At 68.9% G+C, this 20,303-nt stretch carries 19 protein-coding genes; 5 read left to right on the top strand and 14 right to left on the bottom strand.

Features of this window, described 5'->3' with window-relative positions:
* Window positions 1–114: 114 nt before the first annotated feature.
* From OCH7691_RS07270 to OCH7691_RS07255, 4 genes are all read left to right on the top strand, one after another.
* Window positions 115–1,635 (top strand): xylulokinase, encoded by a 1,521-nt coding sequence (locus OCH7691_RS07270; RefSeq protein WP_085882679.1) that lies wholly within the window; start codon window positions 115–117, stop codon window positions 1,633–1,635.
* A 61-nt stretch (window positions 1,636–1,696) separates the two neighbouring features.
* Window positions 1,697–2,638: an ABC transporter permease gene (locus tag OCH7691_RS07265; protein WP_085882678.1), complete on the top strand. Its 942-nt coding sequence runs from the start codon at window positions 1,697–1,699 to the stop codon at window positions 2,636–2,638.
* A gap of 48 nt (window positions 2,639–2,686) precedes the next feature.
* A complete protein-coding gene (locus tag OCH7691_RS07260) occupies window positions 2,687–3,631 on the top strand; it encodes a sugar ABC transporter substrate-binding protein (protein ID WP_085882677.1) in 945 nt (314 codons plus the stop codon).
* Between the two features lie 64 nt (window positions 3,632–3,695).
* Window positions 3,696–4,439 (top strand): ATP-binding cassette domain-containing protein, encoded by a 744-nt coding sequence (locus OCH7691_RS07255; RefSeq protein WP_085882676.1) that lies wholly within the window; start codon window positions 3,696–3,698, stop codon window positions 4,437–4,439.
* A gap of 17 nt (window positions 4,440–4,456) precedes the next feature.
* On the opposite strand, the gene OCH7691_RS07250 is transcribed toward OCH7691_RS07255, so the two are convergent.
* Window positions 4,457–5,530 carry an NAD(P)H-dependent flavin oxidoreductase gene (locus tag OCH7691_RS07250; protein ID WP_085882675.1) on the bottom strand — a complete coding sequence of 358 codons (1,074 nt, stop codon included), beginning with the start codon at window positions 5,528–5,530 and terminating at the stop codon, window positions 4,457–4,459.
* 168 nt (window positions 5,531–5,698) lie between these two features.
* The gene (locus tag OCH7691_RS07245; protein ID WP_085882674.1) at window positions 5,699–6,718 is read right to left on the bottom strand and encodes an SMP-30/gluconolactonase/LRE family protein; all 1,020 of its coding nucleotides are present in this window, start codon (window positions 6,716–6,718) and stop codon (window positions 5,699–5,701) included.
* Between the two features lie 138 nt (window positions 6,719–6,856).
* Here OCH7691_RS07245 and dusA point away from each other — a divergent pair, with 138 nt between their 5' ends.
* Entirely contained in the window at window positions 6,857–7,849 is a 993-nt protein-coding gene (dusA, locus tag OCH7691_RS07240; RefSeq protein ID WP_085882673.1) for a tRNA dihydrouridine(20/20a) synthase DusA, read from the top strand.
* Window positions 7,850–7,876: 27 nt separating this feature from the next.
* Here dusA and ccoS read toward each other — a convergent pair whose 3' ends face one another.
* The 12 genes from ccoS to fabI all read right to left on the bottom strand — a co-directional run bounded on the left by ccoS (window position 7,877) and on the right by fabI (window position 20,230).
* A complete protein-coding gene (gene ccoS, locus OCH7691_RS07235) occupies window positions 7,877–8,032 on the bottom strand; it encodes a cbb3-type cytochrome oxidase assembly protein CcoS (RefSeq protein ID WP_085882672.1) in 156 nt (51 codons plus the stop codon).
* Window positions 8,029–10,332 carry a heavy metal translocating P-type ATPase gene (locus OCH7691_RS07230; RefSeq protein ID WP_085882671.1) on the bottom strand — a complete coding sequence of 768 codons (2,304 nt, stop codon included), beginning with the start codon at window positions 10,330–10,332 and terminating at the stop codon, window positions 8,029–8,031. Before OCH7691_RS07230 ends, ccoS begins: the two co-directional genes overlap by 4 nt.
* On the bottom strand, window positions 10,329–11,162 hold the full coding sequence (locus OCH7691_RS07225; RefSeq protein WP_085882670.1) for a DUF2189 domain-containing protein: 834 nt from the start codon (window positions 11,160–11,162) through the stop codon (window positions 10,329–10,331). The genes OCH7691_RS07230 and OCH7691_RS07225 overlap by 4 nt, the downstream gene beginning before the upstream one ends.
* 37 nt (window positions 11,163–11,199) lie before the next feature.
* Window positions 11,200–11,409 (bottom strand): hypothetical protein, encoded by a 210-nt coding sequence (locus tag OCH7691_RS07220; protein WP_085882669.1) that lies wholly within the window; start codon window positions 11,407–11,409, stop codon window positions 11,200–11,202.
* On the bottom strand, window positions 11,406–12,287 hold the full coding sequence (gene ccoP, locus OCH7691_RS07215; protein WP_176244955.1) for a cytochrome-c oxidase, cbb3-type subunit III: 882 nt from the start codon (window positions 12,285–12,287) through the stop codon (window positions 11,406–11,408). Before ccoP ends, OCH7691_RS07220 begins: the two co-directional genes overlap by 4 nt.
* Window positions 12,278–12,451 (bottom strand): cbb3-type cytochrome c oxidase subunit 3, encoded by a 174-nt coding sequence (locus tag OCH7691_RS23220; protein WP_217807841.1) that lies wholly within the window; start codon window positions 12,449–12,451, stop codon window positions 12,278–12,280. Before OCH7691_RS23220 ends, ccoP begins: the two co-directional genes overlap by 10 nt.
* Window positions 12,448–13,185 (bottom strand): cytochrome-c oxidase, cbb3-type subunit II, encoded by a 738-nt coding sequence (gene ccoO, locus OCH7691_RS07210; protein ID WP_085882667.1) that lies wholly within the window; start codon window positions 13,183–13,185, stop codon window positions 12,448–12,450. The genes OCH7691_RS23220 and ccoO overlap by 4 nt, the downstream gene beginning before the upstream one ends.
* Before the next feature lie 5 nt (window positions 13,186–13,190).
* Window positions 13,191–14,834 (bottom strand): cytochrome-c oxidase, cbb3-type subunit I, encoded by a 1,644-nt coding sequence (ccoN, locus tag OCH7691_RS07205; RefSeq protein ID WP_139839569.1) that lies wholly within the window; start codon window positions 14,832–14,834, stop codon window positions 13,191–13,193.
* A gap of 223 nt (window positions 14,835–15,057) precedes the next feature.
* Window positions 15,058–15,693 carry a TIGR02466 family protein gene (locus OCH7691_RS07200; RefSeq protein WP_085882665.1) on the bottom strand — a complete coding sequence of 212 codons (636 nt, stop codon included), beginning with the start codon at window positions 15,691–15,693 and terminating at the stop codon, window positions 15,058–15,060.
* A gap of 71 nt (window positions 15,694–15,764) precedes the next feature.
* Window positions 15,765–18,161: a PAS domain-containing hybrid sensor histidine kinase/response regulator gene (locus tag OCH7691_RS07195; protein ID WP_085882664.1), complete on the bottom strand. Its 2,397-nt coding sequence runs from the start codon at window positions 18,159–18,161 to the stop codon at window positions 15,765–15,767.
* Between the two features lie 163 nt (window positions 18,162–18,324).
* Window positions 18,325–19,401, bottom strand: coding sequence for a chorismate synthase (gene aroC / locus OCH7691_RS07190; RefSeq protein WP_085882663.1), 1,077 nt, complete (start codon window positions 19,399–19,401; stop codon window positions 18,325–18,327).
* Between the two features lie 16 nt (window positions 19,402–19,417).
* Window positions 19,418–20,230, bottom strand: coding sequence for an enoyl-ACP reductase FabI (fabI, locus tag OCH7691_RS07185; RefSeq protein ID WP_085882662.1), 813 nt, complete (start codon window positions 20,228–20,230; stop codon window positions 19,418–19,420).
* Window positions 20,231–20,303: the final 73 nt, after the last annotated feature.

The following is a 20,303-nucleotide window of genomic DNA, read 5'->3' as shown; positions in this document are numbered from 1 at the left end:
AATCGAGCGGAAAATCGTTCGATCCGGCGGCGCAGGACCAATAGTCTGTGCCCTCCGGCGCTTCGGCCGGACGGGGGAATTGTGCGTGACCTTTAACCGGCGGGCCGGCGGGCGATGAAGCGGCTGCTGGCGATCGATCTCGGCGGCTCGGCGCTGAAGGCGGGTCTCGCGACGCTCGACAGCGCGCCGCTCGCCGTGACCAGCCTGCCACTCGCCTTCGAGGAGGATGCGGGCGGCCGGGCCGAGCAGGACCCGGAACTCTGGTGGCGGGCGCTCGGGCAGGCAGCGGAGGCGCTGGCCGGCGCCACCCCGGGCGGGCTCGGGCCGGTCGCCGGGATCGCGCTCTGCGGCTTCACCAGGACGCAGATCTTTCTCGACGGGGAGAATGGCGTCGTCCGCCCGGCGATCGGCTTCCGCGATTCCCGGAGCCAGCCGCTCGCCGCCGAGGCGCTTGCCGATCCGGCGCTGGCGGCGCATCCGGAAGCCCGCCACCTGAACGGCTTTCACCCGCTCGCCCGGCTGCTCTGGCTGAAGGCCCGCGAACCGGCCGCCTGGGCGCGCACGCGGCAGGTGCTCGAGCCCAAGGACTACCTCGCTCTCCGGCTCACCGGGCGGGCCGCGACCGACCGGATCTCGCAGCACCGGCTGATCGCGGCGATGGCGGGCGGCCCGGGCTCGCTCGCGGCGGCCGCCGGGATCGGGCGAAACATGCTCCCCGACATCGTGCGGCCGCAGGATGTCGTCGGCCGCGTCCGCGAGGGACTGCCCGGCGCGCTCTCGGGGCTCGCCGGCGTGCCGGTCTTCTGCGGTTCGAACGATACCTGGACCGCCGTCGCCGGGCTCGGCGCGCTCAGGCCCGGCATCGCCTACTGCATCTCGGGCTCGTCCGAGGTCTTCGGCCTGATGAGCGCGCGGGAGGCAACGGCCGACGGCCTGATCACGATTTCCTGGGGCGACGATCTCTGGCAGATCGGCGGGCCCGGCCAGAACGGCGCCAACACGCTCGACTGGATCACCGACCGGCTGAATCCGGGCGAGGCGCCGCGCGCCGACCGGCTCGCGGCCCTGCAGGGCCAGGTGACGGACGGCCCGCCGATCCTCTGCCATCCCTACCTGCTTGGCGAGCGCACGCCGTTCTGGGACGCGGACCTGCGCGCCGCCTTCATCGGCCTCGGCGCCGGGCACGGCCCGGGCGACCTGGTGCGGGCGGTGATGGAAGGCGTCGGCTTCGTCAATCGGACGGTGCTGGAACGCGCCGAGGAAGCCGCCGGGACCCGCGCCGGGGAAATCCGGATCGCCGGCGGCGGGGCGCGGAACGCGGCCTGGAACCGGATCCGCGCCGACATCCTGGGCCGTCCGCTGCTCGCCTCGGCCGCCGCCGACATGGGGATCGCCGGCTGCCTGGCGCTCGCCCGCCTCGGCCTCGGGCTCGAAGCAGACATCGCCGCCGCGGCCGCCGCCCTGCCGTCCGGCTTCACCCGCTACATGCCGGACGCCGCCCGCCATGCCCGCTACGACCGGCTGTTCGGGGTCTTCCGCGAGAGCCACGACTTCGTCGCCCGGACCTCGCGCGCGCTCGCCGCGATCGACGACGGGGACCTGCCCCCTTCACCCGGGCCTCGGACCATCGTATAAGCCAGCCGGTGGGACGGCACCGCGACCGGGTGCCGGTGCGTATGTATGCGGGGGTGATCCGTTGAAGTCCTTCGTCGCGAAATACGGAACGGCACTCGCCGGGCTCGCGGTCCTGATCTTCCTGGTGATCTTCGCGCGGAATTTCGCCAGCCAGGCGAACCTCCTGAACGTGCTGAAGCAGACCAGCTTCCTCACCATTCTCTCGGTCGGTTTCACCTTCGCGCTGATCACGTCGGAACTCGACCTGTCCTTCGCCAGCCTGTGCAGCCTTGCCGCGGTCGTCACCGGCGGCCTCGTCCATGCCGAGATCGCCTGGCCACTGGCGGCGCTCGCGGGGCTCGGCGTGGCGCTGGCGGGCGGCGCGCTGAACGGCTTCCTCGTCACCGCGATCAAGGTGCCATCGCTGATCGCGACGCTCGGCACCGCCTCGATCGCCGGCGGCGTCGCCTTCATGATCACCGGCGGCGTCGCCTTCGTCGGACGCTGGGACGCGACCTTCCTGTCGCTCGCGCGCGGCAAGCTGTTCGGCATCCCGACCCTGATCTTCTTCATGGCGGCGGTCGTGCTGATCGCCTGGTTCGTCGCCAACCGGACGAAGCTCGGCGTCCACATGCTGGCGACCGGCGAGGCGCAGGAGGCCGCCCACCGGGCCGGCATCGCGACCCGCCGGATGAAGCTGATCGGCCTCACCCTGTCCGGCCTCGCCGCCGGCATCGCCGCCGTGCTGCTGGTCTCGAACCTGTCGTCGGCGGCGCCGCAGATGGCCGGCGACTTCCTGATGAACGGGATCGCCGCGGTGCTGCTCGGCATGACCATGTTCCAGCCCGGCCGCCCCAACATCGCCGGCAGCTTCGTCGGCGCGCTCACCATCGCCGTGCTCGCCAACGGGCTCGTGCTGCTCGGCGCACCCTATTACCTTCAGGACATCATGCTCGGCGTGATCGTGATCGGTTCGGTCAGCGTCTCGGCCAGTGTCCTGAAGAAAGCCGCGTTCGCCGTCTGAGGCGGCGAATACCGAACCGGAAAAATGGAACCACGGGGAGTGCTATCCATGAAACTGAAACGACTGTTGCCGCTGGCCGCCGCGCTGGCGCTCGGCGTCGCGGCCCTGCCCGCGCAGGCCTTCGAGCTCGGCGTCGTCGCCTTCCAGATGTCGTCCGAAACCCACGCCCGGGTCGCCAACGCGGCCGAGGCGGCGGCGAAGGAGCGCGGCTGGGACGTCATCGTGCTGAACTCGAACGGCACGCTGCCCACGCACGCCGAGCAGATCGAGAACCTGATCCAGCGCGGCGTCGACGGGATCGTGCTGGCCATGTCCAAGCCGGTCGAGTTCGATGCCCAGATGAAGGCGGTCAAGGACGCCGGCATCCCGCTGATCACGGTGATGAGCGGGGCGAGCCCGCACGCGCTCTTCGACATCCAGGTCAACGAGTATGCCGTCGGCGCCGATGCCGCGCTCTACCTGCTCGGCCAGCTCGGCTTCGAGGGCGCGATCCTGACCCAGCGCTTCGAATCCAATGTCGGCACGCGCATTCGCGGCAAGATCCTCGACGCGGTGCTGAGCGAGAATACCGCCGTCAAGGAGATCGGCACGCATTCCATGGCCCGCACCAAGAGCTGGCGCGATGACGTGCGCAACGGGATGAGCGCGCTGATCCTGCAGAACGCCGGCGGATTCCAGGGCGTCTGGGCCTCGTTCGACGGCCAGGCCTTCATCATCGACGACCTGCTGAAGGAGCAGGGCATGAAGAAGGGCGACGTGGCGCTGGTCTCGATCGACGGCGGCGCCGAGACCTTCCGGCGGATCAAGGATCCGGAATCGATGATGACGGCGACCGTTTCGATCCCCTTCGAGGCGATGGGCCAGGTCGCGGTCGAATCGATGGAACGCCTGACCGCCGGCGGCGAGAAGAAGGAGGCCATCACCTCCGGCCCCTACCTGTTCCTGAATGCCGACCTGGTGGACGCCTCCAACGTCGACCAGTTCCTCGAGTAACGGTGGCGGGCGGCGGCCTTCGCCGTCGCCCTTCGCCTGCCCGCCCGATCCGGAAAGAATTGCGATGACCGACATCCTCGTGGTCCGCGGGGCCGTGAAATCCTACGGCGCGGTGCAGGCCCTCCGGGGCGCCGACCTCACCGTCGCGCGGGGCGAGGTGCATGCCCTCTGCGGCGACAACGGGGCCGGCAAGTCGACCCTGATCAAGCTGGTATCGGGCGTCGAGAGCCCCGACGACGGAACGCTCTCGGTCGCCGGCCGGGAGGCGCGCTTCGCCGGCCCGCACGAGGCGCTGGCGGCCGGCATCGCGACCATCCACCAGGACCTTGGCCTGGCCCCCCGCATGACGATCTACCAGAACATCTACATGGGATCGGAGCTGGAGAAGCGCCTGCTCGGCATCCCGGTGCTCGACCGGGCGGCGATGATCGCCGGCGCACAGGGCTTCCTGAAGCAGCTCGGCTCGACCCTCGACGACATGACGGCGCCGGTCGAGAACCTGTCCGGCGGCCAGCGCCAGGCGGTGGCGATCTGCCGCGCGCTCCGCTGGAAGGCCGAGATCATCATCATGGACGAGCCGACGGCGGCGCTCGGCGTGCGCGAGACCCAGCAGGTGCTGAAGCTGATCCGCATGCTGAAGGCGAACGGCGTCACCGTGATCCTGGTCAGCCACAACATGAACGACGTCGTCGCCGTCGCCGACCGGGTCACCATCCTGCAGGGCGGCCGGAGCGTGCAGGCGCGCGCCACCGACGGCCTGAGCGCCGACGCCCTCGCCCGCCTCATCATGGACGAACGCGCCGCCTGAGGCGGACAGGCTGGCCGCTATTTGGCGGCGGCCAGCCGGGCCATCACCGCGCCGGCATCGGCGACCAGCTTCTCGACCAGTTCGGCGGCCGGCAGGTCACGGCTGAGCGCCGCCGCCTGCCCGTACAGGTGGAACGATGCCTCGGCGTCGTCGGCCGCCTTGCCGATCGGGCCGCTGAGCGCCGCCATCGCGGGGAAGGCGGGCCAGGGCTCCCGCCGGCGCTCCATCTCGACCGCGTAGCGGCTCCGCACGGCGCGGGCCACGCCGCCCGAGAAGGCATCGGTCGCGATCGTGTCCATGTCGCCTGCTTTCCGCAGCAGCGCCCGCCGGGCCGGATCGGTGCCGGCCTCGGGACAGGCGAGGAAACCGGTGCCGATCTGCACGCCGCTCGCGCCGAGGGCCATCGCCGCCGCGATTCCTCGGCCGTCGCCGACGCCGCCGGCGGCAATCACCGGGAGCGACACCGCGTCGGCGATCTGCGGCACCAGGGCGAAGGTGCCGACCCCGTCCCAGGGCTCGGTCGGGCGATGCGAGCCCCGGTGGCCGCCCGCCTCCCAGCCCTGGGCGATCACCGCGTCCATCCCGGCCGCCTCAAGCGCCCGGGCCTCGGCGACATTGGTCGCGGTCGAGATCAGGACGATGCCCGCCTCCTTCAGCGCCGCGAGCGCCTCCGCTCCCGGCACGCCGAAGTGAAAGCTGACCACGCGCGGCCGCAGTTCGAGAACCACGGCGAGCATCGCGTCGTCGAAACCGGGGCCGAATTCGGGCAGCTCCCCGGGCGGCTCGCCGAGCCCGAGATCGCGGTACCAGGGGCGCAGCCGCTCACGGGCGCGGGCCAGGATCGCCGGATCCTTCGCCGGGGCGGGTGTCGCGAAGAAATTCAGATTGAACGGCAGGTTGGTACCCGCCCGCATCGCGCCCGTGGCCTCGCGCAGCGCCGGTTCCGACATCATGCCGCAGCCGAGCGAGCCGAGACCCCCGGCATTGCTGACGGCGATCGCCAGTTCCGGCGTGCCGGTGCCGGCCATCGGGGCCAGCACGATGGGATGCTCGATCCCCAGAAGCTGGCAGAGACGCTGATCCGACCACATCGCGTTATCCCCCGTGATTGCGAGATCCAGGGCTGTCCGTGACCGCCCGACAACGACGCGCCGGCCGCGCCGGGCGGGCGTTCGGGCGATGACGACCCGAGGGAAGTTTAAAACAGGCGCGCCGGTGCGGCCAAGCTGGCCGAAAGGCGAAGGGGCCGGGTCGGCCGGTCAGCGCTCGTTCCAGTGGACCGGCGGCAGACCGGGAACCGGGCTCCGGAAATACGGGATCCGGGTGCCGCGGAGCGAGCCGACATGGACGATGTCGAGATCGGGGCCGCCGAAGGTAACGCTGGCGAACCACGGCGCGATGGTGCCGCCGCAGGCGAGCATGTGGGCTGGCGTCGCGGCACCGCGCTCGAAGGCCTCGAACAGCGCCCGGCTCGGCTCCGGATTGTCGTCGTCGAGGATGATGCGGAGCTCGCCCTCCGGCGTTATCGCGAAGACCCGGTCGCTCATCACGTGCGTGCCCCAGAGATTGCCATGGGCGTCGAAGGCAATCCCGTCGATGAAGGCGCCGTGGTCTTCCGGTCCGAAGGTCTCGCGGCCCGAGAGCGTGCCGTCGCCGCCGACGCGGAAGCGGGTGACCCTGCGCGCCGTCGTCTCGACCGCGTAGAGCCATTCCTCCCGGGCATCGAGCCGGACCTCGTTGGTGAAGGCGAGACCGGTCGCGACCGTGCGCGCCTCGCCACCGTCGTAGAGGATGATCGAGCCGTCCTCGACCCGCGACGCCGCCGCCTCCATCCAGTTCTTGATCTGCGTGGAGACGGTGATCCAGAGCCGGTCCCGGCTGTCGCGGAGGACGAAATTGACCTTGCCGATCGGCCGGCCGTCGATCCGGTCGAGCAGCACTTCTGTCGCGCCGTCGCGGCTCATCAACTCGAGGCAGTCGGTGCCGAAATTGGAAATGTAGATCGACCCGTTGCGGGCGAAGGCGAGCCCGTTCGGCAGGGTCCCCTCGGTGAAGCGCCTGGCATCGTCGTCGGCGGTCGCGAAGACATCGACATGGGCCTGGGCGATCAGTTCCTGGGTGCCGTCCGGGCGGATATGCATCACCCCGCCGCGCGCATCCGCCGACCACAGGCTGCCGTCGCGTTCGGCCAGGATGCATTCCGGCCGCTGCAGGTCATGGCCGACATAGCCGATATCGGCCCCGGACACGGTGAAGCCGTCGATCGGATTGCCGCTCATCTGTCCCCTCTCCCCGTTTTGCCGCCATTTGTTACGTGCCAGCGGCCGAAGCCATTCTAGCGTCGGAACGCCTTCCGGACAGCCCTGTTGCGCGCCGGCTTTTGACAGAGGCGGGCCGGCGGCCTATCTAAAGCCGCGATGAACACGACCGCCACAGACATGCCCTTCGCCCATCCCGTCTCGGTCGCGCCGATGATGGACTGGACGGACCGGCATGACCGCTTCTTCCTGCGCCTGATCAGCCGCCGGGCGCTTCTCTATACCGAGATGGTGACGACGGCGGCGATCCTGCATGGCGACCGCCAGCGCCTGCTCGGCCACGAGCCGGCGGAGCATCCGCTCGCCCTGCAGCTCGGCGGCAGCGATCCGGCCGAGCTTGCCCGCGCCGCCCGGATCGGCGCCGATTACGGCTATGACGAGATCAACCTGAATGTCGGCTGTCCCTCCGACCGGGTCCAGTCGGGCCGCTTCGGCGCCTGCCTGATGGCGGAACCAGAACTGGTCGCCGAAGGCGTCGCGGCGATGCGCGCCGCGGTCGACATCCCGGTCACCGTGAAGACGCGGATCGGCATCGACGACCGGGACAGCTACGAGGAACTGCACGGCTTCGTCGCCGGCCTCGTCAAGGCCGGCACGGAACGGCTGATCGTGCATGCCCGCAAGGCCTGGCTGAACGGCCTCTCGCCCAAGCAGAACCGCGAGATACCGCCACTGCGCTACGATGTCGTCTACCGGCTCAAGGCCGACTGTCCCGACCTCGTCATCGTCATCAACGGCGGCATCCGCAAGCTGGACGAGATCGACGAACATCTGCGTCATGTCGACGGCGTGATGATCGGCCGCGAGGCCTATCAGAACCCCTATCTGCTGGCCGAGATCGACGGGCGCTACTACGGCGAGCCGGACGAGGCGCCGGCGCGCAAGCAGGTGGTCGAGGAACTGATCCCCTATATCCGCGCCCGCCAGGACGAGGGCGTGCCGCTCAACAGCATCACCCGACATGTCCTCGGGCTGTTCCAGGGCCTGCCGGGCGCGCGCGCCTGGCGCCGCCACCTGTCGGAGAATGCCCATCGGCCGGAGGCCGACGCCAGCCTGCTCGCCGAGGCGGCCGCGCGGGTCCGGGCGGGCTGAGCCGGCCACGCCGCCCGCCAAGCGCCGTCAGCGCAACGGGCGGTCTTCCTCGTCATAGAGAATGCGTTCGGCGGCTCCTTCCAGATCCTCGTACTGGCCGCTCCGCAGGCTCCAGAGGAAGGCGCAGAGACCGACCAGACCGAGGCCGAGCGATATCGGGATGAGGAAGACGAGCACGTTCATCGCGCCGCCTCGGCCGGCCGCAGGCCCGCCTTGGCCGCCGTCCTGCCACCGGCCGACGATTGCCGCTTCCCGGCCCCGCCGTTCAGACGGAGCGCGTTCGCCACGACCAGGATCGACGACGACGACATCGCCAGCGCGGCAAGGAGGGGCGTGACGAAACCCAGCGCCGCGAGCGGCAGGGTCAACGCGTTGTAGAGCACCGCGAGCCCGAGATTCTGCCGCACCAGCGCGGCGGCGCGGCGGGATACCTCGATCGCCGTCGCGACCGTCTCCAGGCTGTCGTGCAGGAAGACGAAATCGGCGGCGTTGCGGCCGATGTCGGCGCCGCTCGACGGCGACATCGAGACATCGGCGGCGGCCAGCGCCGGCACGTCGTTCAGCCCGTCGCCGACCATCAGGACCTTGCGGCCGGCGGCGGAGAGTTCGGCAACCCGGGCCGCCTTGTCGGCCGGCCGGACGTCGGCGCTGAAGGCGGTCACGCCGAGCCCTTCGGCGAGCCGCGCAACGGCTTCCCGCCGATCCCCCGACATTATCTCGATCTCGATGCCGCGCGCCCTGAGCCGGGCGATCGCCTGGGCCACACCCGGTCGCAGCGGATCGCCGAAGGCGAAGCTTTCCAGCAGCCGGCCGTTCCGCGCGAGCACGGTCCGCGACCGCCCGTCGCCTTCGTCCGCCAGCGCCGCGCCCGGCGCCGCCCAGTCAGGACGGCCGAGACGGATCACATCGGCGCCCTGCCGGGCCTCGATCCCGCAGCCCGGATGCTCGGCGACCGCCTCGAACGCCGAGGCCGAGGCCGGATCCGCGCCGAAGCGGGCGACCAGTGCCCGCGAATAGGGATGGCGCGACTGCGCCGCCAGGGCCACGGCGAGCGCCACATGGGCCGGGTCGCGGCCGGCCCGGTCGTCCAGTCGCGGGGCGCCGAGGGTGAGCGTGCCGGTCTTGTCGAAGATCACGGTGTCGATCCCCGCGAGGCGCTCCATGGCGGCGCTGTCCTTGACCAGGATGCCGCGTTCGAACAGCCGGCGGGCGGCGACCACCTGGACGATCGGCACGGCGAGGCCGAGGGCGCAGGGACAGGTGATGATCAGCACGGCGATGGCGACGGTGAGCGCCCGGTGGATGTCGCCGGCGATATAGAGCCAGGCGAGGAAGGTCGCGAAGGCGGCCGAATGGACGACCGGGGCATAGAGCGCGGCGGCCCGGTCGGCGATCCGGCGATAGCCAGCGCGGCCGGCCTCGGCGACGTCGATCAGCCGGACCATCTCGGCGAGGAACGATTGCCCCGCCTCCGCCGTCGCCCGGATGGTGAGCGGCGCGGTCAGGTTGAGCGTCCCTGCCTCGAGCACATCGCCGCCGGCGACCGCCGCCGGGGCGCTTTCCCCGCTGACCAGCGAACGGTCGATGTCGGAAGTCCCGGAGACCACCACCGCGTCGACCGGCACGCGTTCGCCCATGGCGAGCAGGATGGTCATGCCCGGCCGGATCTCGGCGACCGGGCGGTAGGCGCGGCTGCCGTCGTCCTGGACGACCATCGCGCCGCGCGCGCCCAGCCGGGCGAGCCCGGTGATCGCCGAGCGCGCCCGCTGCCGCATCAGGTGATCGAGCGTGCGGCCGATCAGCAGCACGAAGAGCAGCGTCACCGCCGCGTCGAAATAGACATGCTGCTGCTGGCCGACGGTGTCGTAGAGGCTCATCAGGTACGCCAGGATCACGCCGATGGAAATCGGCACGTCCATGTTGGCATGGCCGCGGCGCACCGCCTGCCAGGCCGGCCGGAAGAAGACCCGCCCGGAATAGAGCAGCACCGGGAGCGCGATCGCCGCCGAGATCCAGTGGAACAGGTCACGGAGCGCGGCATCGGCGCCGGACCAGACCGAGACCGAGAGCAGCATGATGTTGCCGGCGGCGAAACCGGCGACGGCAAGCGCGCGCAGCAGTTTGGTCAGTTCCGGGTCGGCCCGCCTGGCGCCGTCGTCGGCGAGGTGGGCGCGGAAGCCGATCCGACCGAGGGCGTCGAACAGCGGCGGCGGCCCCGCCGTGTCGCGCCACGCCACCGAGACCCGCTTCTCGGTCAGGTTGACGCGCGCGCGTTCGACCCCGTCAAGGGCGTTCAGCGCCTGCTCGACCTTGCGGATGCAGCCGCCGCAATGCATGTCGGGGACCGAGAGGTCGTTCTGCCGCAGGCCGGCTCCGATATCGCGGCTGGCGAGTCGGATCTCGTCCGCGCTGTTGGCTCCGCCGCCGACGGAGACATGGTCATCGGTCGTCTGCGTCCCCGGCGAAGACGCGGTTCCGGTCATGCCTCGGCGCCATCCAGGGCCTGGATCGTCCGGGCGGCGGTCGGGTCGCCGCGCATCGTCTTGTAAGCATGCCAGGTGGCATGGCCGAGGATCGGGAAGATGACGATCAGCCCGAGCAGGGCCGTGACCACGCCGACGGTCATGAGGGCGACGACGACGGCGCCCCAGACGATCATCACCGACATGTTGTTCCAGACCAGCGCCATGCTGGTCCCCATGGCGGTCAGCGCATCGATCCGCTCGTTCAGCAGCATCGGGATCGCGAACACGCTGATCGCGAAAGAGAAGGCCGCGAACAGGCCGCCGACCACGGTACCGACGATGATCAGGCCCCAGCCGCTCGCCGTGGTGAACAGGGTCGCGGTCACCGCATCGAGGCCGGGAAAGGGCTGCAGCCCGAAGAACAGGGCGTAGAGGATGACCGCGGCGCGCATCCAGAGCAGCATCACCAGGCAGAGCAGGAGACCGGCGAAGATCACCTGGCCGCCCGCGCGCGGCCGCGCGAAGATCATCGAGAACAGCCCGACCGGCTGGCCGAGCGCCAGCCGGCGGCTCTTCTCGTAGAGCCCGAGCCCGAGGATCGGCCCGACCACGAGGAAACCGGCGAGCGCCGGCAGCAGGACATAGTCCATGTCGAGCCGGAAAAAGCCGTAGACGGTCGCCAGCGAGACGCCGAAGACACCGAAGCCGTAAATCAGGCTGAGGACCGGCTGATCCTTGAAATCCGCCCAGCCCGCCCTGAGCCAGTCGAGGCCCGCCAGGTTCGGCAGATTGCGCCGCCAGCCGAAGTCGCGGGGAAGCGGGGGAGAGATTTCCGGAATGGTGACCATGGTGGGCCTGCCTTTGCGATGTCTCCGGTCGGTTCGTTCAGCACGCCGGCTTGGCGGCTCTGAAGCTACCGGCCGTTCCGTCCGTGGCCTTGAGATGCTCGACGCAGTCGGGCTGGGAGGTGACGGCTGTATAGACGAGGTGGATATTGGCGAGAACGACGACCGCGAGCCCGGCGGCGACGAGCGCGATGACGAGCAGCCGCCGCCTGGACGGCGTCGCGGTCCGGAGCTCGGTGGTCGCGGTCATTTTGCCCCCGACCCCAGGTGATGGACGTAATAGGCGAGGATGCCGCGGTCGGTCTCGGACAGCCGCCCCTCCCACGCCGGCATCACGCCCATTCGGCCTTGCTGCAGGGTGGTGACGATCGACTGGCGATCGCCGCCATAGATCCAGAAGCCATCGGTCAGGTCGGGCGCCCCGAATTCCAGGCCGCCCTTGCCCGCATCTCCGTGACAGCTCGCGCAATTCTCGGCGAAGACCGCCGCCCCGGCGGTGACCGCATCGGCCTCCGCGCCCTGGGCGACCGCCGGATCGGACAGCGACTGCACGAACGCGGCGACATCCAGCAGCGACCGGCGATCAAGGATGCCGTCACGGCCGAAGGCCAGCATCTGGCTGCTGCGGCTGTCCGGATGCCCGGAATTGATGCCGACGCGCAGGGTCTCCAGGATCGCGTCGCGATCGCCGCCCCACAGCCATGCCCTGTCGGCGAGACTGGGGAAGCCCGGCCCGCCCAGCCCGGCGCTGCCGTGGCACATGGCGCAATTGTCGCCGAACAGGGTCCGCCCGGTCTCCACCGCGGCCCGACTGAGCGCCGGATCGGCGTCGATTTCCTCGAAAGACAGCGCCGCGACCCGATCCGCCCAGTCGGCCCGGGCCGCCGCCGCGTCGGCGAGGTTCTCCGCGATCGCGGCGCGCTCGTCGATGCCGAGCAGGCCACGCGTGAAGGTCGTGCCGAGCGGCCATGCGGGCAGCAGGATCCAGAGGATGAGCGCCGACAGGAAGGTAACCAGCAGGAACAGCCAGATCACCTTCGGAACCGGTCGGTTCAGTTCGGTGATTCCGTTCCAGTCGTGGCCGGTTGTCAGATAGCCGCTGTGGTGGTCCCGTTCCTCTACTGCCACGGTCCGTCCTCGTCTTTCAGAACGCTTTTCGCGGCCCGGTCGAACTTCTTGCCGTTCGACGGCCAGCAGGCATAGACGGTCGCGCCGATCGACAGCGCGATCAGGTAGAACAAGCCGAACGACTTGGAGATGCCGACCAGCAGGTCGTGGCTGAGATCGATCATTGCGCGACCTCCCCGGCGGCCGCCTGCTTGCCCGCGGCATCGCTCAGGCGGCCGAGAATCTGCAGATAGGCGACCAGCGCGTCCATCTCGGTCAACCGCCCGGCATCACCGTCGAAGGCGCGGATATTGGTCGCCTCGCCGTAACGGGCGGCGACGTCCTCGGCACCGGGATCGTCCGCGTTCGCCTGGGCCCGGGCGTCGGCCGGCGCGTTGGCGATCATCTCGTCGCTGTAGGGCACGCCGACCCGCCGGAGCGCCAGCAGCTGCCCGCCGAGATCGTCGGTCCGCAGTTCGTTGCGGAGCAGCCAGCGATAGGCCGGCATGACCGATTCGGGGACCACGTCGCGCGGGTTGTCGAGATGGGCGACATGCCAGTCGTCGGAATACTTGCCGCCGAGGCGGGCGATGTCCGGGCCGGTCCGCTTCGAGCCCCAGAGCATCGGGTGATCGTATTGCGATTCGACCGCCAGCGAGTAGTGGCCGTAGCGTTCGACCTCGTCGCGCAGGGTCCGGATCATCTGCGTGTGGCAGGCGTAGCAGCCCTCGCGGATATAGATGTTCCGACCGGCAATCTCGAGCGGTGTGTAGACCCGCATGTCCGGGTCGACCTCGACCGTCTCGTCGATCGTGAACAGCGGCGCGATCTCGAACAGGCCGCCAATGCTGGCGACGAAGACGATGGCCAGAACGAAGCGGATGCTGCGCCGCTCGAGCCTGTAGTGCGTTCCGAACATCCCCGTCACTCCGCCGGTTCTGCGACCGCATCGGCCGGGTGGTCGCCGGCCAGCACCACCGCCTCGTCGGACGGTTGCCGGATGGTTTTCCAGATATTGTAGCAGCCGACGATCGCGCCGAGCAGGAACAGCAGCCCGCCGAAGGCCCGGGCGATGTAATAGGGATGCATCGCCACCACCGAGTCGACGAAGGAATAGGCAAGCGTGCCGCTGTCGTTATAGGTCCGCCACATCAGGCCCTGGATGATGCCCGAGTTCCACATCGCGAAGACGTAGATCAAGCTGCCGGCGAGGGCGAGCCAGAAATGGACCTCGACGAGCACCGGCGAATACATCCGCTCGCGCTTCCAGAGGATCGGGACAAGCGCGTAGATCGAGCCGAAGGTGATCAGCGCGACCCAGCCGAGCGCGCCCGCGTGGACATGGCCGATGGTCCAGTCGGTATAGTGCGAGAGCGCGTTGACCGGGCGGATCGCGAGGAACGAGCCCTCGAAGGTCGACAGGCCGTAGAACACCGCCGCGACCATCATGAAACGCAGCGTGGCATCGTCGCGCACCTTGTGCCAGGCGCCGTTCAGGGTCAGCAGGGCATTGCCGGCGGAGGCCCAGGACGGCACCAGCAGCATGATCGAGAAGCCCATGCCGAGCGTCTGCACCCAGTAGGGCAGCGCGGTGTAATGCAGGTGGTGCGAGCCCGCCCACATGTAGAAGAAGGTGATGCCCCAGAAGCTGATGATCGACAGCCGGTAGGAGAAGATCGGCCGCCCTGCCCGCTTCGGCAGGTAGTAGTACATCATGCCGAGGAAGCCGGCGGTCAGGAAGAAGGCGACCGCGTTGTGGCCGTACCACCACTGGGTCATCGCGTCCTGGACGCCGGAGAAGGCCGAGTAGCTCTTGGCGCTGCCCAGCGAGACCGGGACGGCCAGGTTGTTCACGATATGCAGCATCGCGACGACCAGGATGAAGGCCAGGAAATACCAGTTGGCGACGTAGATATGCGGCTCCTGCCGGCGCGCCAGGGTGCGCATGTAGAGCACCAGATAGGTCACCCACACGATGACCAGCCAGATGTCGGCGTACCATTCCGGCTCGGCATATTCCTTCGACTGGGTGATGCCGATGAAATAGCCGCTGACCGCCACCAGGCAGAACAGGTTGTAGCCGAGCAGCACGAACCAGGCGCTGAGCTGTCCGGGCATGCGGGCCCGGCAGGTGCGCTGCATGACGTGATAGGAGGTGGCAATCAGCGCATTGCCGCCGAAGCCGAAGATCACGCCGGTGGTATGCACTGGGCGGAGTCGGCCGAAGCTGGCCCAGGCGGCGTCGAAGGTGAGTTCCGGATAGGCCAGGAGCCAGGCGACCCAGTCGCCGATGAACATCCCGAAGACGGCCCAGATCATCGACAGGATGATGCCGACCTTGATCGGGTCGTCGTAATAGTGGCGGAGCCGCTCCTCGTCCGGCGCGGGCGCGAAATAGCCGTTGATCACGACGAGGCCGACCGCGAGCGCGAACAGCAGCACGACATAACCCTGCGCCGCCAGTGGATCCTGATGCCCGGCCACCGCCATGGCCAGCCCGGTGATCGCGACAAGCGCGCAGATCACGAGCGCCATCCTGCGCTCCGCTATCGTCAGTCCGCCAACCATTCGACCGTCATCTCGCTCTGCAGTTAAGACACTGACCTGTCCTGAGATACTACGATGGCGCTGATCTGCATTAGCATAAGCCGATTCACGCCCCGTTGTCCCCTCCGACATTAGCTACCGCATCGTCGAAGCCTGCCCCATAGGTCATAATGTCGCTGCCGGCTCGGCCGGCCGGGAACGTTGAAATCGTCTCAATCGCGCCGCCCGACGGGCGGGGAGCGGTTCAGAGGCTGAAATTGAAGGCGATGGAGATCCGCCGGGCGCGGCCGCGATAGGGGCGGACGCCATGCGACAGCCAGGCCGGGAACAGGAACATCAGCCCGGCCCTGGGCCGCACCTGTTCGACCGCGCCGGCCGAGGCGCCGCCCGGAGCGTTGTAGGTGAGCAGCGGCGCATACATTGCCGGCGCGACGCCGCGCGGATCGTGAACCTCGAATTCGCCGCCGAGCGACGGGTCCGATCCGATACCGCCGTCGTCGACATAATAGGCGCCGGACCACATGCTGCCCGGATGGGTATGGGGCTCGTTCCCGTGGCCGCTCTCGTTCACATTGGCCCAGGCGTTGACCGTCCAGTCGACCTGGGCCGGCCGACCCTCGCGGTTCACGGTCAACCGGTCGACCAGCTTTCGCGCCTCGCCGATGAGTTGCGCCGCCGGCTCACCGCCCCAGTCAAGCAGGTCCCAGGTCGATTGCCAGCCGCCGATATTGGAATGCTGGGTACTCGGGTGACTGGCCATCCGCGCCATCACGATCTTCGACAGCGCCCGGTTCAGGGCGACGTGGCCGGCGATCTCGGCGATCGCCAGCGGGGTCGCGAACAGCGGTTGCAACTGGACCTTGGTCTGGTCGGCACTCATCGGGAATCGTTTCCGGCTGGGATGGTTACGGCATGTGGCGGTGACCGGACGATCCTGCCACGGGACGCCGCCTAAGGCGAGCCCCCGGGGCCGCCGGACGCCAGCATCCGGGCCACGGTGTCGAGCAGGCTGTCCTTGTGGAACGGCTTGGCGAGCACCGGCGTGCCCGCCTTCAGGCGTTCACGCCGCACCAGATGCTGCTCGGCATAGCCCGACATGAAGATATAGGGCAGCCCGGGTCGGCGGCGCAGGATCTCGACGGCAATGTCGGCGCCGTTTATCCGTCCGGGCAGCGCCACGTCGGAGAGCACGAGGGCGATCTCCGGGTGCCCGTCGAGCGCTTCGAAGGCAGCCGGCGCCGATTGCGCGGCGAGCACCCGGTAGCCGGCGCTCTCGAGGATCCGCCGGCACAGATCGGCGACCGCCTCGTCATCCTCGATCAGCAGGATCTTTGCCGCGGCCGCGGTGTGTGCGCGCGGGCCGGCGGAAGGACGGTTCGTTTCGTCGCTTACCGGGATCGCGCGCGGCAGCCAGAGCGTCACCGTGGTGCCGACCGCCTCGGCGCTGTCGAGCCTGGCCTCGCCTCCCGACTGCTTGACGAAGCCGAAGACCATCGGCAGGCCGAGGCCGGAGCCCTGGCCGACATCCTTGGTCGTGAAGAACGGCTCCAGCGCACGGTCGCGGATCGGCGCCGCCATGCCGATGCCGTCGTCGGCGACGGAGATCCTCACGTAGTCGCCCGGCCGCAAGTCGAGATTGCCGGGCAGGCGTCCGCCCGAAATCGTCACGTTCGCGGCCTCGATCCGGATTCGACCGCCGTCGCGCAGCGCGTCGCGGGCATTGATCACCAGGTTGAGGAGCGCGTTCTCGAGCTGACCGGTATCGACGTGAGAGAGCCAGAGGCCGTCCGGCGGCGTCCATTCGATGGTGATATCGGCACTGATGGTGCGCCGCAGCAGCTTCAGCATCCCGGTGACGACGCCATTCACGTCGGTCGCCCGCGGATTGAGCGTCTGGCGGCGCGAATAGGTCAGCAGCTGGTGCGTCAGCGCCGCGCCGCGGTCGGCGGCGGCGATGACCCGGTCCAGCATCGCGTCGGTTTCGTCCGTCCCGATGCCCTCCCGCATCATGTCGAGATTGCCGATGATGACGGCGAGCAGGTTGTTGAAGTCATGCGCGATGCCGCCGGAGAGCTGGCCGATGGCCTCCATCTTCTGGGCCTGGCGCAAACGCTGCTCGAGCAGGATCCGGTCCGTCACGTCGGCGAAGGAACCGACCTGGCGCAGCACCCGCCCGTTCCCGTCGCGGATGAACAGACCGGCGGCACGAACATGGCGAACCTCGCCGTCGGCCCGGAGGATCCGGTAGCGGTGCTCGAAGTAATCCTCGCCGCTGCGGAAGGAACGGATCACGTCGTCACGCAGCTTGGGCCGGTCGTCCGGATGAACGAAGCGCTGGAAATCCCAGTCGCTTTCGTCGGGTCCGTTGGCTTCGGTCAGTCCCAGAATCTCGAGGAACCGGGCCGAGCGGTAAACCGTCCCGGCGTTCACGTCCCAATCCCAGATTCCTTCACGGGCGCCTCGGGCGACCAGCGCGTGGCGCTCCTCGCTCTTTCGCAGCGCCTCTTCCGCCCGCCGGGCATCGGTCACGTCGGCGATGGTGCCGATCATGTGATAGACGACGCCGTCGGCATGGCGCAGCGCGACACCCCGGTTGATGAGCCATCGCGTCCGGCCGTCCGGTGGCACGATGCGGAACTCGCAACTGAGGATCTCGGTCTCGCCCTTCAGATGGGCACGGACGGCGGCAAGATAGGCGGCGCGATCATCCGGGTGAACGGTCCGAAAGACCTCGGAGGCGGGGACATTCGGCTCCTCGACGCCGCTGATCTCGCGGAGCCGTTCGGAATAATGCACGACACCGCTGGCCAGATCCCATTCCCACAGGCCATCGCTCGCCGCGCGGGCGATCATGGCCAGGCGTGCCTCGCCGAAGCGCAGATCCTCCTCGATCCGGCGCTTCTCGGTCGCATCGGCGAAGAACATCAGGTATCCGCCGGTACCATCCCCGATCGCCTGGCAGTCGAAGATGACGGTGCCGCCGTCGCGGTTGCGCCACTCGATCTCGCCTTTCCAGTTCCCGTCCCGCTCGACCGCCGCGCGGATCTCCCGGCGCCGCCCCCCGTCGAGCCGGACGTGATCGGGCAGTTCGTCGCAAACGCGGCCGGCAAGACGATCGGGTTGCTCTCCGACAAGCCGGGCAAGACCCCGCGAAATATAGGCGACACGCCCATCCGCCCGCTGCGAATTGATGCCGTGCCCGGTCACCTGAAGCAGTCGCTCCACCGTCTCGAACTGGGCCGCGAGACGGTCACGGGATCGGCTGACGTCATCGAGGGCCTGTCGCAGCCGGGCGTTTTCCGCCCTCATGTCTTCGGGCTGGTCGGGCTTCGTGTCGTCGTCCGGCACGGTCAGTCCTTGTTCAGGGGTCGGCGTAGGGTCCGGCGCAACCGGATGCCGGGCAACGAAATCGAACTATTCTTCTGTGCCTTCCTGACACATCGGGATCAAAGTTTGACAATACTTTCCGACATAAACAACCGTGACGGGAGCGCCGCGTCACCGGGATAATCTAGAGCCCGCCGCACTGCGCCCGGTGGCGCAGCAGATGATCGGCGAGCACGCAGGCCATCATCGCCTCGCCGACCGGCACCGCGCGAATGCCGACGCAGGGGTCGTGGCGACCCTTGGTCAGGATCTCCGTGTCCTGGCCCTCCCGGTCGATCGTCTTGCGCGGGGTCAGGATCGACGAGGTCGGCTTGACGGCGAAGCGGACGACGATGTCCTGTCCCGACGAGATGCCGCCGAGGATGCCGCCGGCATTGTTGGCAAGGAATCGCACCCCGTCATTGCCGTGGCGCATCTCGTCGGCATTGTCCTCGCCGCGCAGCGCCGCGGCACCGAACCCGGCGCCGATCTCGACCCCCTTGACCGCGTTGATGCTCATCATCGCGGCAGCGAGATCGCCGTCGAGCTTGCCGTAGATCGGCGCGCCGAGGCCGACCGGCACGCCGCTCGCGACGACTTCGACCACGGCCCCGACGGACGAGCCCTCCTTGCGGATCCCGTCCAGGTAATCGACCCAGCGGGCAGCTTCCTCGGCGTCGGCGCACCAGAACGGATTGCACTCGACCTCGTCCCAGTCGAAGCGTTCGCGGTCGATCCGGTGCGGCCCGACCTGGACGAGCGAGCCGCGTATCGAGACCTCCTCGCCCAGCACCTTGCGCGCGATCGCCCCGGCGGCGACCCGGCTCGCGGTTTCGCGGGCGCTGGACCGGCCGCCGCCGCGATAGTCGCGGATGCCGTATTTCTGCTGGTAGGTGTAATCGGCGTGGCCGGGGCGGTATTTGGCCGCGATCTCGGAATAGTCCTTCGAGCGCTGGTCGACATTCTCGATCATCAGGCTGATCGGCGTGCCGGTGGTCAGCCCCTCGAACGTGCCGGAGAGGATCCTTACCTGGTCGGGCTCGCGCCGCTGGGTCGTGAAACGCGACTGGCCGGGACGCCGCCGGTCCAGCCAGTGCTGGATCTCGGCCTCGGTGATCGGCAGGCGCGGCGGCGCGCCATCGACGACGCAGCCGATCGCGGGGCCGTGGCTCTCGCCCCAGGTGGTGACCCGGAAGAGCCGCCCGAAACTGTTGTCCGACATGTCTCCCGCCGTGCCGTCAGACGACGGAAATGTCGGGCGCGTCGACGGCCTTCATGCCGACCACGTGATAGCCGCAATCGACATGCAGCACTTCGCCGGTGACGCCGGCGCCGAGTTCGCTCATCAGGTAGAGCGCGGCCCCGCCCACATCCTCGATCGTCGAGTTGCGCCGGAGCGGCGAGTTGTACTCGTTCCACTTCAGGATATAGCGGAAGTCGCCGATCCCCGAGGCGGCGAGCGTCTTGATCGGCCCGGCCGAGATCGCGTTGACGCGGATCCCGTCCTTGCCGAGATCGGCGGCGAGATAGCGCACGCTGGCCTCCAGCGCGGCCTTGGCGACGCCCATCACGTTGTAGTGCGGCATCACCCGCTCGGCCCCGTAATAGGTCAGCGTGACGAGGCTGCCGCCGTCCTTCATCAGCGGCGCGGCGCGGCGCGACAACGCGGTGAAGGAGTAGCAGGAGATATCCATGGTCATGCGGAAGTTCTCGGCCGAGGTATCGACATACCGGCCGCGCAGCTCGTTCTTGTCGGAAAAGCCGATGGCGTGAACAAGGAAATCGAGCTGGCCCCACTCCGCCTCGAGTTTCTCGAAGACCCCGTCCATCGAGGCATCGTCGGTGACGTCGCAGGGCAGCACGATCGACGACCCCAGGCTTTCGGCGAGCGGCTGAACGCGCTTGCCCAGCGCTTCTCCCTGATAGGTGAAGGCAAGTTCGGCGCCATGACGGGCGGCCAGTTTCGCGATCCCCCAGGCCAGGGACCGCTCGTTGGCGAGCCCCATGATCAGCCCCTTCTTGCCCGCCATCAGCGCCGTTGGCTCGGTCATCAAAACCCCTTCCACACAAACAGTTTAATGAACAGATTGACAGTCGCGCGATCCTACACCAAAGCGCCGGGAC

It is taken from the genome of Oceanibacterium hippocampi (genome assembly GCF_900172325.1).
In the GTDB taxonomy this organism is placed as follows: Bacteria; Pseudomonadota; Alphaproteobacteria; order Sneathiellales; family Sneathiellaceae; genus Oceanibacterium; species Oceanibacterium hippocampi.
This window is presented reverse-complemented; position numbering and strand designations above follow the sequence as displayed.